The organism is Chryseobacterium geocarposphaerae (assembly GCF_002797535.1).
Lineage (GTDB): Bacteria > Bacteroidota > Bacteroidia > Flavobacteriales > Weeksellaceae > Chryseobacterium > Chryseobacterium geocarposphaerae.
In genome coordinates, this window is the sequence record NZ_PGFD01000001.1 from 300983 (window position 1) to 315392 (window position 14410).

Below are 14410 nucleotides of genomic sequence, written 5' to 3' on the forward strand. Positions count from 1 at the left end.
TACAGAATCGTGATATACAAATTTATGTAAACAGATACTAAGAATTTGGACGGTTGCGTATAATTAAAAATAAATTTATATATGAAAAAAATTCAGATGGTTGACTTGCAGAGTCAGTATTACAAAATAAAGAATGACGTAGATAATGCAGTTTTAAATGTAATGGATTCGGCGGCTTTTATCAACGGTCCTGAAGTAAAGTCTTTCCAGAATGAATTGGAGTCTTATTTAGATGTGAAGCATGTGATTCCTTGTGCCAATGGAACAGACGCTTTACAGATTGCTTTGATGGCGCTTGATTTACAGGAAGGTGATGAAGTAATCACGGCAGATTTTACTTTTGCTGCGACAGTGGAGGTAATTCATTTGCTTAAGCTTAAATCGGTATTGGTAGATGTGGACTATGATACCTTTACCATTTCAACGGAAGCCATTAAAAAAGCAATCACTCCAAGAACAAAAGCGATCATTCCGGTTCATATCTTCGGACAATGTGCCAATATGGAAGAGATTCTGAAAATTGCTGAAGAAAATAATCTATACGTTGTTGAAGATAATGCACAGGCAATTGGTGCTGATTATACTTTTGCAGACGGAACAGTGAAAAAGTCGGGAACAATGTCGACAGTTGGAACAACTTCATTTTTCCCTTCTAAAAACTTAGGCTGCTATGGGGATGGTGGGGCTATTTTTACAAATAATGATGAATTGGCGCACCGTTTAAGAGGAATTGTCAATCACGGAATGTACGAAAGATACTATCATGATGAAGTAGGAGTAAACTCTCGTTTAGACAGTATTCAGGCTGCTGTGTTAAGAAAAAAACTTCCTCATTTGGATTCCTATAATGAGTCAAGAAGAAAAGCTGCCGATTTTTATGATGAAGCTTTTGTCAATCATCCTAATATTCTGACTCCAAAAAGAGCAGAAGATTCTACCCACGTTTTCCACCAGTATACATTGAGAATTCTGAATGGCAAACGTAATGAACTGCAAAAATTCTTGACGGAAAAAGAGATTCCTGCCATGATCTATTATCCTGTAGCATTGAGAAAACAAAAAGCATATTATCAGGAAAGTAATGACACAGATTTCGTAAATACGGATAAGCTTTTAGATCAGGTGATTTCTTTACCCATGCATACAGAACTTGATGATGAGCAGCTGAAGTATATTACGGATGCTGTGCTGGAGTTTATGGGATAATTTATGCTTCACGACGAAAGGATTTTAAAAAATAAGTTTGCTTATTTTTTTACAATAGTTTTTATTCTTGGTTGGATTATTTACTATAGTGTATTTGCAATAAATATTTTACTTAGAGGTTACAGATTAGCTGAGAAATATGTAAAATTCAGATCTTTTGCATATTTTCTGAATTTTACTGTATTTGTATTATTAATAGTGACATTTGTACATATTTTTAAAGAATCAAAAAAAATATTTATATACTTAAATATTACAAGTTTTTTGATAGTAATTTTAGGTTCTTTAAGTTTTTATATGAATTACGGGGAACTTTGGAAAACATATATTAAATCTTTTTTAATTACACTTAGAAGAAATAGGAACACATAATGATTAAAAAACAATAATTAAAAAAATGGCAATACTCGTAACGGGAGGTCTTGGATATATTGGTTCACACACGGTTGTAGAATTATTAAATAACAATTTTGAAGTTGTTATTATAGATGATTTATCAAACTCGGAGAAATTTATCTTAAAAAATATTGAAGAAATTACAGGAAAAAAGCCTGTTTTCTATCCTTTCGATTTAAAAAGAAAAGAACTGCTGAATCAGGTTTTTGAAGCCCATCAAATTGATGGCTGTATCAATTTTGCAGCTTATAAAGCAGTAGGAGAGAGTCAGGAAAAACCTATTGATTATTATGAGAATAATTTATTTTCATTAATTAATATTTTGCAGGAATTTAAGGAAAGAGGTATTTCAAACTTTATCTTCAGCTCTTCTTGTACAGTTTACGGGCAGGCAGATCAAATGCCGATTGACGAAAATACACCGCTAAAAATGCCGGAAAGCGTGTATGGTAAAACCAAACAAATGGGGGAAGAGATTTTGATAGATTTTGCTAAAGCATATCGACGTAAAATTTCTTTATTGAGATATTTCAACCCGATTGGAGCCCATCCGTCTGCAAAAATAGGAGAGCTACCGATTGGAGTTCCGAATAATCTTGTTCCTTATGTAATGCAGACCGCTGCCGGAATAAGAGAAAAGCTAAATGTTTGGGGAAATGATTATCCGACTGAGGATGGAACTGCAGTGAGAGATTATATTTATGTTGTTGATCTGGCAAAAGCCCATGTCTCAGCCCTGAAAAGGTTATTGGAGAATCAATCTGGAGAAGCGGTAATTGATATTTATAATTTGGGTACAGGAAAAGGATCTTCTGTATTGGAAATAGTAAAAGCTTTTGAAACAGCAAATGATGTGAAAGTTCCATATCAGATTTGTCCAAGAAGGGAAGGTGATATTACAATTGCTTATGCCAATGCCGATAAAGCAGAAAAGGAGCTTAATTGGAAATCAGAGACGACTTTAGAAGATGCTTTGAAAACGACCTGGGAATGGCAAAAATATTTAAATTCAAGAAGATAATTTTTAAAAATTAAATGCTACTTTAGCAAAATAAGGGTTATGTATTAAAGAATCTTTATCAGCAAAATTTTAAATAGAAATTATGAAAACAGAAAGAATAGGCATTACATTTTCTTCCTTTGATTTGCTTCATGCGGGTCACATAAAAATGTTGGAAGAAGCCAAAACGGTATGTGATTACCTTATTGTGGGGCTACAAATTGATCCTTCACATGACAGGCCCAGCAAAAATAAGCCTACCCAGACTATCGTAGAAAGGTATATTCAGCTAAAAGCAGTGAATGCAGTTGATGAGATCATTCCTTATTATACGGAAGAGGATTTAGAAGATATTCTGAAGTCATTTGTAATAGATGTAAGAATCATCGGTGACGATTATATGGACAAAGATTTTACCGGGAAAAAATACTGCGAAGAAAAAGGAATTGAGATCTTTTACAATAAAAGAGATCACAGGTTTTCATCGAGCGATTTAAGAAAAAGAATTTTTGAAGCGGAAAAGCAGAAATTATCAAATAAAGAAATAAGCAAATAAAAAATCCCGAAAGTATTACTTTCGGGATTTTTTGTGTGATATAAAGAAGGATTACATTGGTCCTCCCTGTTGATCGTCTCCGGTTGCATTGGAGTTGATATCTTTTTTACGTTTTGGCTGCTCTACTTTTTCTCCTTGCTTAAATCTGTAAGTTAAAGAAATTGAGAACTGTCTTGGCTGCCATTGCATATATGAATCTCTAACACTATTTGCTGTATATGTTGTAGATCTCATTGATCTGGTGTTGAAGATATCCTGAATATTAAATGCTAATGTTCCGTCTCCTTTCCAGATTGTTTTTGACGCTCCAAAGTTAATAGCATACATATCTTTTCTGTCTTGGTAAGCTGTTTTTTGACCTCCTCTATAAAAGCCTTGAAGTTGGAAGCTAAATGTTTTGTCAACTTTAATTGTTGAAGAAAGTCTAGCTCTTGTAGAGAATCCTTTACCTTCAAAATTAGCAACTGCCTGAATCGGATTTCCTTCTTTATCAAAAGTATCGTATAAAGTACTTCCTTTTGTATTATATCCAAATAAATCAACGTTTCCTAAGAACTTCAACCAGCTTGTTGCATCCCAGTTGAAATTAAAATCTAAACCATAACGATCATCTGTACCCAAGTTAATTGGTTTCGTATGGGATTCTATGCGCTTTGGATCAATAATATTTCCATTATCATCTGTAGCTAAAATATTATATACCAACATTTTTGTGTCATCAGTCTGATGTCTGTAGTATAAGGTAGGATTCAGCGTAAATTTCTTTTTAGAAATACTATATCCAAATTCAAAAGAGTCAACGTAAGAAGGATTTAAATCTATATTTCCGTCGAAGATGTTTTGATTGTCACTATAATTTGGGTTAGGAATCATAAAGAATGATCTCGGACGGTCTATTCTTCTCGTATAGTTTAATAGGAGCTGATTGTCTTTTGCAAAATCATAGCTTAAATAAACGCTTGGGAATAAATTGTTGTAATTTTTAGTGGTTATAACTGAATTTTTAGCAGGATTGGGATTAAGACTCAGATAATTAATATCTACATTCGACAATTCATCTCTTACGCCCACCTGATAACCCAGTTTTCCGATTTTACTTTTGAATTGTAAATAGAAAGCGTTGAAGGTTTCTTTATATGTCGCATCATAAGTATATGGCTTAAGGAAATCCAAAGGCTTTGTTGCTGTGCTTTCACGGACATCATTACTGTAATTATTTGTATTGATGTCAATTCGGTATCCTGCCTCTAACTTTGAAATTTCACCAATAGGCAACTCATAGTCAACTTTACCAATAACAGATTTATTGATTGTATTCTGATTAATGATATCTTTTAAACTATTAATGGTATCATCAATATTAGTATCATTATATGAGCGGCTTCTCTGTAAACTTAGTGATAATGATAAATTCTGTCCTTTATTATCAAATTTATGATCTAATCCAAAATCTCCCTGAAAAGCTAGGTTATTGTTAGTCCCGAAAGTACTTCTGTTTGATGTATAAAAAGGATTTTTAAAAGGAGTATAAGTATAATCAATATTACCGAAATTTTCACTGTCGAATGTTCTTACAGTACCCGATGCATTTACTGATGTTTTTTCGGTGATATCATACACTATACCTGCAGAAGCATTATAGTTGTTATTTTTGCTTTTCGTTTCAGAGTTAGTATCTCTTTGTACCAAATCATCATCTAATACGGCATTGTTAAAATAATCATTGTTTCTACTTGTATTTTTTGACTCTCTGTATCCTCCACCACCATTTAGAAACCAAGTAAAATTGCCTTTTCTCCAGTTAAGGTTAGCATTTAAATTTGTTTGAGGAAGATATCCTAAAGTTCCAATAACACTACCGTTGAAACCAGTCTTCTTACTTTTCTTTAAAATAATATTTAAAATACCGGCAGTTCCGCTTGCTTCAAACTTTGAAGAAGGATTAGTAATTACCTCAATTTTCTCAATCTGATCAGCCGGAATACTTTGTAAAGCATTAGCGCCGTCATCAATTCCAAGTAATGCAGAAGGTTTACCATTAATTAAGAATTTCACATTCGAGCTTCCTCTCATGGAAACTGTACCATCAGTATCTACAGAAACAGAAGGTACATTAGAAAGTACATCCTGAAGATTTCCACCCTTACTTACAATATCCTGAGAAGGGTCGTAAGTCCTTTTATCAAGTTCAACTTTATAAGGTTTTGTGGATTGAGCCGTGATTACAACAGCTTGAATATCTCCGGTTTTTATATTGGTGGCACTTTTTTCCGGTTCAATAGATAAGGCGCCAATATTTCCTGCTGTGGTAATCTGTTTATTGATTACACTTTTCTTGTAATCGATTGCTTCTACCGTAATATCATAGTTTCCCGGGGTAATATCTAATTTATACTGACCTTTTTCATCAGTAAGAGCAGCATCGCTGAGAAGTTTGCTTGTCTTGTTGCTAAAGGTAACAGAAGCATAAGGTACAGGCTGGTTGTTTTTGTTGACAACAGTTCCTGAAATACCCACTTTTTCCTGTCCAAAAGCAAATGCGGCCGCAGAAAGTACAAAAGTAAGTCCTAAGGTTTTTTTAGTGAAAATGTTAATGATTTCCGTCTGATTCATAACGTTTTTTTTGTGTAAAATCGTGAAAGATTTACCTTAATATTGTGAAATTGTAAATACATCGAATTTTCATAATATTAAGATTGTTTATTATTTATAATGTATATGTCGCGTTTTAAAGCTAAATGTTAATTATTGATTAGTTAAAATAAAGTTAAATTTATTTTTTATTTGATATTATTTGAGTTGAGCCAGTCTTGATAAGCTTTTGCATTAATTGCATGCTCTTCCGCATTATCGGTAAATTTATGATAGCCAGGTCTTGATGGATCTGCACACATATAAATATAATTGTTGCTCTCAGCGTTTAAAACAGCATCAACAGAGTTTTTATCAACTATACAGATTGGTCCCGGTGGAATTCCCTTGTTGGCATATGTATTATATGGAGATGGAGTAGACAAATGCTTATAAAATACCCTTTTGATTTGCTCCTTGAAATTGGTCTGTTTATTGATGGCATAAATTACCGTTGGATCAGACTGAAGTTTCATGCCTTTTCTGTAACGGTTGAGATATAATCCAGCAATTGTTTTCTGCTCATCCTTCTTACCCCCGGATTCCTTATAAACAATTGAAGCCAAAGCATAAATCTGATCTCTCGTTAAACCTGATTGCTGCTCTTTGGCTTTTCTCTCACTGTTCCAGAATTCATTGTACTGATCATCAAATTTTTTGAAAAATTCTTCCGGAGTAACCGTCCAGAAAAAGTTGTAGGTATCAATGAAGAAATACTTTTTCAGATCTTCGGCATTATTGTAACCTTTTTCTGTTGCAATAGCATTAAGGTCGTTCACAAATTTTAAAGAATCCAATTCTGTTTTTTTAGAAACTTTACCGATCATCTGATAAACGTCTCCAAAATCACCAATTCTAAAGCTGTTTTCACTTTGATTTCCGGCCTTGATCATATTTACCAGGTTAGCATTCCCCAGTCCTTTTTGAAAGTGATATCTACCTGCCTTGAAATATTGAGCCAGATCTTTTTCTTTTGCCACGGCTTCGAAAGATTCTTGATTATCAACATATTTTGCCGCAGAATCCAAGATCTGTTTAAAACTCGCTTTGTGCGGAATCAAAACATATCCATCATTTTTGATATTGTTTCCGTAATATTTTTTATAAAATCTAACTCCAAAAAATCCGCCTACTACAAATACAAGCAGGATGATGAAAAGAATTGCTTTTTTCATTTAAATGGTGATTAAAGTTTTTTTGGTTTTTAAATAAGATCTACTTTTCCTCTAAAAACCTGTTTTGCGGGTCCTTCCAGCCAGATATTCTGAAAAGAATCTCCATTTTTCTCAGCATAAACCTTAAGATTTCCTCCCAGGGTTTTTACTTTTACAGAAATTAGATTGTTATTTTGAAGAAAAGTTAAAGCGGAGGCTGTAACTCCTGTGCCGCAGCTGTAAGTTTCGTCCTCAACGCCTCGTTCATAGGTTCTTACGAAAATTTCATCATCAGAAATTTTTTCCACAAAGTTGACATTGATTCCTTTTTCCTTATAGTTTTCAGAATTTCTGATGCCGTTTCCGTGGGAAAAAACATTATAATTGATAATATCTTCAACATATTTTACATAATGAGGCGAACCGGTATCCATCACAGTATCTTGCCCATCATTGGAAATGGTTTCTACATCCCTCATTTTAAGTTTTACGATCCCGTTGTGGATTTCTGCTTCATGCTCACCGTCGATGGCCATGAACTTACATTTTCCTTCAAAGATGTCAAGGAAAAATGCAAAGGCCACAGAACAGCGGGCGCCGTTTCCGCAAAAGCTTTTTGAACCATCAGAATTGTAATAATCCACTTCAAAATCATACCCTTTGGCTACATTAATTTTAATAAGTCCGTCTGCACCAATTCCAAAACGGCGGTCGCAAAGTTTTTGAATATTTTCCACTGAAAGATCATTCCATTCTCCGGAACGGTTGTCTATCATGACGAAATCATTTCCAGTGCCTTGATATTTATAAAAATCCATATTTTTTTGTCTCAATTTGAACTTGCAAAATTACTATAATTAATACAAAAAACGAACAGTGTTAACTGTTCGTTTTCTTATTTATAATGGTTTTATCTAAATCCACCACCACTTCTGTTGGGATTGTTATTTTGCTGAGAATTATTCTGCTGCGCACTTCCCGAATTGTTTCTGAAGCCACCATTTGAGCTGTTGTTAGAAGGATTTCGGTATTCGCTGTTTGAATTGGAAGAATTATTTCTAAATCCTCCCTGACGGTTGTTATTTTGGTTTTGATTTCCTTGATTACCTGGATTTCTAAATCCGTTATTAGGTCTTTGACCACCCTGATTGTTTCCGGTATTAGGTCTGTAACCGCCATTATAAGAACCATCGTTCACACCTCCTCTGAACCCGTTGTTAGGTCTTTGTGAGGTTGTATTTCTTCTCTCTACATATACTTTTCTCCTAGAATTATTATAGTTGTAGTAATAATAAGGCATTCCGTTGTCGTAGTAATAGGTGTAATCATTTCGGTAATAATATCCGTCATTTCCCCAATATCCTCCGCTTCCGTAATATCCGCTTGGAGCATAGTAATATCCGTTATTATAATATGGGTCCCCATATCCGTATCCAGTATCTGAATATACTGCACAAGAAGTGAGGCTGCTCATCATTAAAATGCCAAATGCTATTTTAAATAAATTTTTCATGACTTTAATTGTACTTTTTTTTCTTTATAACTTTTTTTCCAATTGAGGTATCCTAAGATAGCCATTATAGTAAATACCAAATATTGAACCGAAGTGATTCCGAGACCTTTATAAATCATCATAGGGATGCAAATAAAATCTCCTATAATCCAAAAAATCCAGTTTTCAATGCGCCTTTTAGCCATAAACCACATTCCGACTAAAAATATGGAAGTGGTTGCTATGTCTAGCTTATTGCCCCAATCTAAATGATATAAACCAAGATTCGTGCCTTTCATGGAAAAATGATTGTCTATATAAGGTTTATAATAATAGATGGTCGTAACCAGGATTATGCTGAACAGAAAAAGTATAATACCATATATCCATTCTTTTCTGGACGCCCAGGTTACTTCAACATGAATATGATCATCAGAATTTTTCGCCCATAATATCCAGCCGTAAATACTCATCACAGTATAATACACATTAATCATACAGTCTCCCAATAATCCAAAATTGAAAAGAATGTAAACGTATATTAAAGTGGAAATAATTCCGGTAGGATAGACCCAGATGTTCTTTTTGATGGAAAAATATACGCTCAGGATTCCGAAGACGGTTGCAAAGGCTTCCAGGAAAATCTGGAGAGAAGTATAGCTTTCATAGGGTTTTATGAAAAGATCATATATATTCATGAGTTCAAAAATAAACAAAAATTAAGAGAGTTGGAAATGATTTAAATGTAGTGGTAATCAGTTTTTTAAGGTTGATTGTTTAAAATTAATGACGAAAAATTGTCAATAAACGTTAAGGTTTCTAAATTTTTTATATTTTCGTAAATCTTTAATAAATAGTAAAATATGTCAAAAATCTGGACGAAAAAGCCGATGAGTGCTTTTGAGAATGATGTTAAAAGTAGTCAGCTTAAAAGAGTACTTGGTAAATGGAGTCTTACAGCTATCGGTATCGGTGCGATTATTGGGGGCGGAATTTTTGTGTTAACGGGTACAGGAGCTTATTATCATGCGGGTCCTGCATTGGCACTTTCTTTTATCATAGCTGGAATCGCGTGTGTTTTCGCAGCTCTGTGTTATTCTGAATTTGCTTCCATTCTGCCTGTAGAAGGTTCTGCTTATGCTTATGCTTATGGAACTGTAGGTGAAATTTTTGCATGGATTATCGGTTGGGGGCTTATCCTGGAGTATGCGATGGGATCTATGACGGTAGCGGTTTCGTGGTCCGGATACTTTAATAAATTGTTAAAAATGTTTGGCCTTCATCTGCCTGATTATCTTACTTCGGATCCGGCAAGTTATGCAGGAGAAGGCTTTTCAATGAATTTACCTGCTTTTGTAATCGTTATTGTAGTAATTTCTTTATTAATAAAAGGAACTAAGGAGGCAGCAAAAGCCAATAATCTTATTGTAATCATGAAAGTTTCAGCGGTTATATTTGTAATTATTGCAGGTGCTTTCTTTATTAATGCTGAAAACTGGAATCCGTTTATTCCTGCAGCTACAATGGTTAAAGAAGGCGAGACCATGAAAGAAGCGTACGGAATTCAGGGGATTATTTCCGGAGCTGCTGCAATTTTCTTTGCATATGTTGGTTTTGATGCCGTTTCAACTCAGGCCGGAGAAGCTATTAATCCTAAAAAGGATGTACCATTTGCAATTATTGCTTCACTTTTGGTGTGTACAGTATTATATATTTTAGTTTCATTGGTTCTTACAGGGATGATGCATTATACAGATTTTAATCCTCAAGGTAAGTTTCCTGATGCTATCAAAGCTCCTGTAGCCTATGCATTTGAAATTGCTGGTCAGGGGTGGGCCGGATATATTATTACGATTGCAGCAACAGTAGGTTTGATCTCTGTATTGATGGTAATGATTATGGGACAATCAAGAATTTTCCTGGGAATGTCTAAAGACGGTTTGATTCCTAAAATGTTCAGCGATGTACACCCGGTAAGAAAAACTCCTGCAAAAAGCTTGATGCTTTTAGGAATTGTAATTGCTACCGTAGCTTCATTAACGCCGATCAGTAAATTAGCTGACATGACGAGTTTCGGAACTTTATTTGCCTTCACTATGGTATGTGTGGCGGTTTGGATTTTGAGAAAAAGAGAACCTAATTTGCCTAGAAACTTTAAAGTTCCTGCATTACCTGTCATTGCAACATTAGGTATTTGTATCAATGTTTATTTGATCTGGAACCTAAGCCATGAGGCGAAATTATTATCAACTGCATGGTTAGCTTTAGGAGTAATTATATATTTTGCTTACAGTATCAGACATTCTAAAATTCATAAAGTTGGATATGGCGAGACGTTTAAAGCAGAGCAGGAGCCTTTACAAAAACCTGATTTAGATCTATAAAAAATTTAAAATGATATAAATCCACAGATTTTCTGTGGATTTTTTATTTTTGTTTATATGAAAAAAATATTTCCTCTGTTATTTTCCTTTTTAGGAGTCTTTTCGTTTTCTCAACAGGTGGTAAGCTTAGAAACCATCTTTAATGATAAAATAAGTATTCGTGCACTTGAAGTGTATGATAACAAAGTCTGGTACAGCGGGACAGATTCTAAATTCGGTTTTGTAGATATAAAAAATCCGCAAGAGCAGAAGCAGATTAAGCTGTCTGAGAAAAAATTACAATTCAGAACATTGGCTCAGAATAAGGATGCTTTTTACGCAATTAATATCGAAAGTCCGGCTGAATTTTTTAAGATTAGCAAAAAAGACTTGACATTTAAAATTGTTTTTAGAGACACTGTAAAAACCGCTTTCTATGATGCCTTACATTTTGTAAATAATGAATTGGCCTATACTTTTAGTGATGCAGATAAAGATAATCATCTGAAATTAGCTGTTTTTAAAAATGGGAAATGGAGTAATTTTAAAAATAATATAAGTCTGAATGAAGGGGAGGCTGCTTTTGCCGCAAGTAATACAAATATAGCTTCAAGCAAGAAATATCTTTGGATTGCAACCGGCGGAAAAGCATCAAGAATTCTGAGAATGAATTTAAAAAATGAAAACATTGAAGTTTTTAATACTCCATTCGTGCAGGGAGAATCTTCTCAGGGAATGTATTCAATAGATTTTTATGATGATAAATTTGGAGTTGCAGTTGGCGGAGATTATACAAAACAAGCAGACAATATCAATAATATCGCGACTACAAATGACGGCGGAAAAACATGGCGAGTTCAGGCATCAGGAAAAAATGCTGGTTATACAACTTGTGTGAAAATTAAGCCCGGTTCTAAAGGGAAAGAAATTATTTCGGTAGGAGATCAGCATATCAGTTATTCTTCAGATTTTGGAAAGACATGGAAAAAAATTTCTGATGAAAAAGGATTTTTTGTTTGCCAATGGATAGATGGGAATACCATAGTTTTTGCAGGGAAGGATAAGATTTCGATTATGGAATTAAAGCTTTAAAAGGCTGGCTAAATTCAAATTTTAAATTCTTGCCATAGAGCATATCTTTCAAATATAGTCCGTTCAATTTTCCTTCAATCTTAAATTTATTTAAAAAATGTCGATGAAAAATTTAAAGATATTTTTCCTTTTATTGATCCCTACACTATTTTACACTCAGAAAATAAGGGTTTTCATTTTGGCAGGACAGTCGAATATGAATGGTTTTGGCTTTAATAAAGATTTACCAAATGATTTGAAGACTTTTAAAGATGTTTACATTTTTCAGGGGAATTCTGTTCCTGATAGTGATTTGAATGGTGGAACAGGTAAATGGGATATTTTAAAACCCGGAAACGGAACAGGTTTTAAGACAGACGGGACGGTAAATACACTTTCCGACAGGTTTGGGTTAGAGATGTCTTTTGCGAAAAAGATCAAAGAATTATTCCCCAATGATAAAATTGCCTTAATAAAATATGCGAGAGAGGGAACTTCTATAGATAGTCTTGCTGCCGGACCTTTTGGGTGTTGGGATGCAGATTTCAACGAAAAAAACGGACTCAACCAGTATGATAACTTTTTAAAAACAGTAAAGAATGCTTTATCTGAAACTGATATTGACAAAGACGGTAAGAAAGACCAGATCGTTCCGTCCGGAATTCTTTGGATGCAGGGAGAAGGTGATGCCAGTTATGATGAAGCTATTGCCAATCGATATTATGATCATTTAAAGACATTAATGAATCAAATGAGAGCAGCGATGCTGACGGATGATCTTCCTGTCGTGATCGGAAAAATATCAGACTCAGGGAAAGATAAGTCAGGAAAAGTATGGAAAATGGGAGAGCTTGTGCAATATGCTCAGGAGAAATTTGTAAGAGATGACAGGAATGCAGCAATTGTCCGTTCAACTAAAAACTACGGTTATGGTGACGATCCATGGCATTACAACAGTGCGGGGTATATTGATATGGGACAAAAATTTGCCGAAGAGGTATTTAGACTCATTATAAATTCCGAAAAAAGACCCTAATATATTTCATGATTAAATATTCATAAGATATACTTAATTTTGCAGTAAGAAATTTCAAATTGAAATTCGGTTTAAAATTAAATCTGAAATGAATTCTTTAATAGATAAATACAATATTCCCGGACCTCGTTATACTTCTTATCCTACCGTTCCTTACTGGGATGAAGGTAGTTTTTCATCTGAAAAATGGACAGAAAGTGTAATCAGGACTTTTAAGGAAACCAATGCAGAAGAGGGAATTTCTATCTATATTCACCTGCCTTTCTGCGAGGCGCTGTGTACATTTTGTGCTTGCCATAAACGTATCACAAAACAACACAGTGTTGAAATTCCGTATCTGGAAAGCGTATTGAAAGAATGGCAGCTGTATCTTCAGCTTTTTGATGAGAAACCAAAATTAAAAGAACTTCACTTAGGGGGAGGAACACCGACTTTCTTTTCACCGGAAAATTTGAAAACCTTATTGGAAGGAATTTTTGAAACGGTTAAAATCGCAGAACATCCTGAGTTTTCTTTTGAAGGACATCCAAACAACACTACCAAAAAACATTTGCAGACACTTTATGATTTAGGCTTCAGAAGAGTGAGTTTTGGAGTTCAGGATTATGATCCTAAAGTTCAGAAGGCGATCAACAGGATACAGTCTTTCGAAAAGGTAAAAGAAGTAACGGAATGGGCTAAAGAGATTGGCTACAGAGGAATAAGTCATGATCTGGTATTCGGACTTCCGCATCAAACTTGGGAAGCCATGGAAAATACAATCCGTAAGACAATGGAACTGAAACCGGATCGTTTGGCATTTTACTCTTATGCACACGTTCCATGGGTGAAAGGAGTTGGACAAAGAGGATTTGATGAAAATGATCTTCCGAGTGGTGAAGAAAAGCGCCGTCTGTATGAAGATGGTAAAAAACTGCTGGAAGAATTAGGTTACATCGAAGTGGGAATGGATCATTTTTCTTTGGAACATGATGATTTGTATCAATCTTTACTTCAGAAAAAGCTGCACAGAAACTTCATGGGGTATACCTCAAGCAAAACTCAATTGATGGTTGGTTTGGGAATGTCAGCGATTTCAGACTCATGGTATGCTTTTGCACAGAATGTGAAAACGGTAGAGGAATATCAGAAAATAGTGGAAGAAGGAAAAATTCCTGTAGTAAAAGGACATATCCTGAACGAGGAAGATCTTATTGTAAGAAGACATATTTTGAATTTAATGTGTCAGCTTGAAACGACTTTTGATCTCAATAATTCTTTCCCTGAACTGGAAAATGCTTTTGAAATGCTGAAGGAAATGGAGAGTGATGAATTGGTTGAAATTCATGACCATCAGATTAAAATAACAGAAAAAGGAAGAGCATTTACCAGAAATGTAGCCATGGTTTTTGATTTGAGAATGATGAGAAATAAGCCGGAAACAAGAATTTTTTCCATGACAATTTAAAAATTGAAATTATCATTATATTGAAAAAAATCCAACCATTTATTGGCTGGATTTTTTT

Annotated in this window: 12 protein-coding genes; 7 read left to right on the forward strand and 5 right to left on the reverse strand. The window is 34.4% G+C overall.

The features are described 5' to 3' along the window. Positions 1–81: 81 nt before the first annotated feature. From CLV73_RS01345 to CLV73_RS01360, 3 genes are all read left to right on the forward strand, one after another. Positions 82–1206: a DegT/DnrJ/EryC1/StrS family aminotransferase gene (locus CLV73_RS01345; protein ID WP_100375107.1), complete on the forward strand. Its 1125-nt coding sequence runs from the start codon at positions 82–84 to the stop codon at positions 1204–1206. Between the two features lie 397 nt (positions 1207–1603). Further along, positions 1604–2623: a UDP-glucose 4-epimerase GalE gene (gene galE / locus CLV73_RS01355; RefSeq protein WP_100375109.1), complete on the forward strand. Its 1020-nt coding sequence runs from the start codon at positions 1604–1606 to the stop codon at positions 2621–2623. Positions 2624–2705: 82 nt separating this feature from the next. Continuing rightward, on the forward strand, positions 2706–3158 hold the full coding sequence (locus CLV73_RS01360; RefSeq protein WP_100375110.1) for an adenylyltransferase/cytidyltransferase family protein: 453 nt from the start codon (positions 2706–2708) through the stop codon (positions 3156–3158). Positions 3159–3209: 51 nt separating this feature from the next. On the opposite strand, the gene CLV73_RS01365 is transcribed toward CLV73_RS01360, so the two are convergent. From CLV73_RS01365 to pnuC, 5 genes are all read right to left on the reverse strand, one after another. Then, positions 3210–5771, reverse strand: a complete 2562-nt coding sequence (locus CLV73_RS01365) for a TonB-dependent receptor domain-containing protein (protein WP_100375111.1) — start codon at positions 5769–5771, stop codon at positions 3210–3212. Between the two features lie 167 nt (positions 5772–5938). Then, positions 5939–6964, reverse strand: a complete 1026-nt coding sequence (gene mltG, locus CLV73_RS01370; protein WP_100375112.1) for an endolytic transglycosylase MltG — start codon at positions 6962–6964, stop codon at positions 5939–5941. Positions 6965–6993: 29 nt separating this feature from the next. Continuing rightward, on the reverse strand, positions 6994–7761 hold the full coding sequence (dapF, locus tag CLV73_RS01375) for a diaminopimelate epimerase (RefSeq protein ID WP_100375113.1): 768 nt from the start codon (positions 7759–7761) through the stop codon (positions 6994–6996). A gap of 92 nt (positions 7762–7853) precedes the next feature. Next, the gene (locus CLV73_RS01380; protein WP_100375114.1) at positions 7854–8456 is read right to left on the reverse strand and encodes a hypothetical protein; all 603 of its coding nucleotides are present in this window, start codon (positions 8454–8456) and stop codon (positions 7854–7856) included. Continuing rightward, positions 8453–9133 carry a nicotinamide riboside transporter PnuC gene (pnuC, locus tag CLV73_RS01385; RefSeq protein ID WP_100375115.1) on the reverse strand — a complete coding sequence of 227 codons (681 nt, stop codon included), beginning with the start codon at positions 9131–9133 and terminating at the stop codon, positions 8453–8455. Before pnuC ends, CLV73_RS01380 begins: the two co-directional genes overlap by 4 nt. Before the next feature lie 165 nt (positions 9134–9298). On the opposite strand from pnuC, the gene CLV73_RS01390 reads away from it, so the two are divergent. The 4 genes from CLV73_RS01390 to hemN all read left to right on the forward strand — a co-directional run bounded on the left by CLV73_RS01390 (position 9299) and on the right by hemN (position 14352). After that, entirely contained in the window at positions 9299–10819 is a 1521-nt protein-coding gene (locus CLV73_RS01390; RefSeq protein WP_100375116.1) for an APC family permease, read from the forward strand. Between the two features lie 57 nt (positions 10820–10876). Continuing rightward, the gene (locus CLV73_RS01395) at positions 10877–11890 is read left to right on the forward strand and encodes a WD40/YVTN/BNR-like repeat-containing protein (protein WP_100375117.1); all 1014 of its coding nucleotides are present in this window, start codon (positions 10877–10879) and stop codon (positions 11888–11890) included. Positions 11891–11993: 103 nt separating this feature from the next. After that, on the forward strand, positions 11994–12905 hold the full coding sequence (locus tag CLV73_RS01400) for a sialate O-acetylesterase (RefSeq protein WP_157798692.1): 912 nt from the start codon (positions 11994–11996) through the stop codon (positions 12903–12905). A gap of 88 nt (positions 12906–12993) precedes the next feature. Then, positions 12994–14352, forward strand: a complete 1359-nt coding sequence (gene hemN, locus CLV73_RS01405; protein ID WP_100375119.1) for an oxygen-independent coproporphyrinogen III oxidase — start codon at positions 12994–12996, stop codon at positions 14350–14352. The last annotated feature ends 58 nt before the right edge of the window (positions 14353–14410 follow it).

Bases quoted from the DNA above. Each gene is read 5' to 3' on its own strand.
- CLV73_RS01345 (WP_100375107.1), top strand. From the start codon at position 82: ATGAAAAAAATTCAGATGGTTGACTTGCAGAGTCAGTATTACAAAATA.
- galE (WP_100375109.1), top strand. From the start codon at position 1,604: ATGGCAATACTCGTAACGGGAGGTCTTGGATATATTGGTTCACACACG.
- CLV73_RS01360 (WP_100375110.1), top strand. From the start codon at position 2,706: ATGAAAACAGAAAGAATAGGCATTACATTTTCTTCCTTTGATTTGCTT.
- CLV73_RS01365 (WP_100375111.1), bottom strand. From the start codon at position 5,771: ATGAATCAGACGGAAATCATTAACATTTTCACTAAAAAAACCTTAGGA.
- mltG (WP_100375112.1), bottom strand. From the start codon at position 6,964: ATGAAAAAAGCAATTCTTTTCATCATCCTGCTTGTATTTGTAGTAGGC.
- dapF (WP_100375113.1), bottom strand. From the start codon at position 7,761: ATGGATTTTTATAAATATCAAGGCACTGGAAATGATTTCGTCATGATA.
- CLV73_RS01380 (WP_100375114.1), bottom strand. From the start codon at position 8,456: ATGAAAAATTTATTTAAAATAGCATTTGGCATTTTAATGATGAGCAGC.
- pnuC (WP_100375115.1), bottom strand. From the start codon at position 9,133: ATGAATATATATGATCTTTTCATAAAACCCTATGAAAGCTATACTTCT.
- CLV73_RS01390 (WP_100375116.1), top strand. From the start codon at position 9,299: ATGTCAAAAATCTGGACGAAAAAGCCGATGAGTGCTTTTGAGAATGAT.
- CLV73_RS01395 (WP_100375117.1), top strand. From the start codon at position 10,877: ATGAAAAAAATATTTCCTCTGTTATTTTCCTTTTTAGGAGTCTTTTCG.
- CLV73_RS01400 (WP_157798692.1), top strand. From the start codon at position 11,994: ATGAAAAATTTAAAGATATTTTTCCTTTTATTGATCCCTACACTATTT.
- hemN (WP_100375119.1), top strand. From the start codon at position 12,994: ATGAATTCTTTAATAGATAAATACAATATTCCCGGACCTCGTTATACT.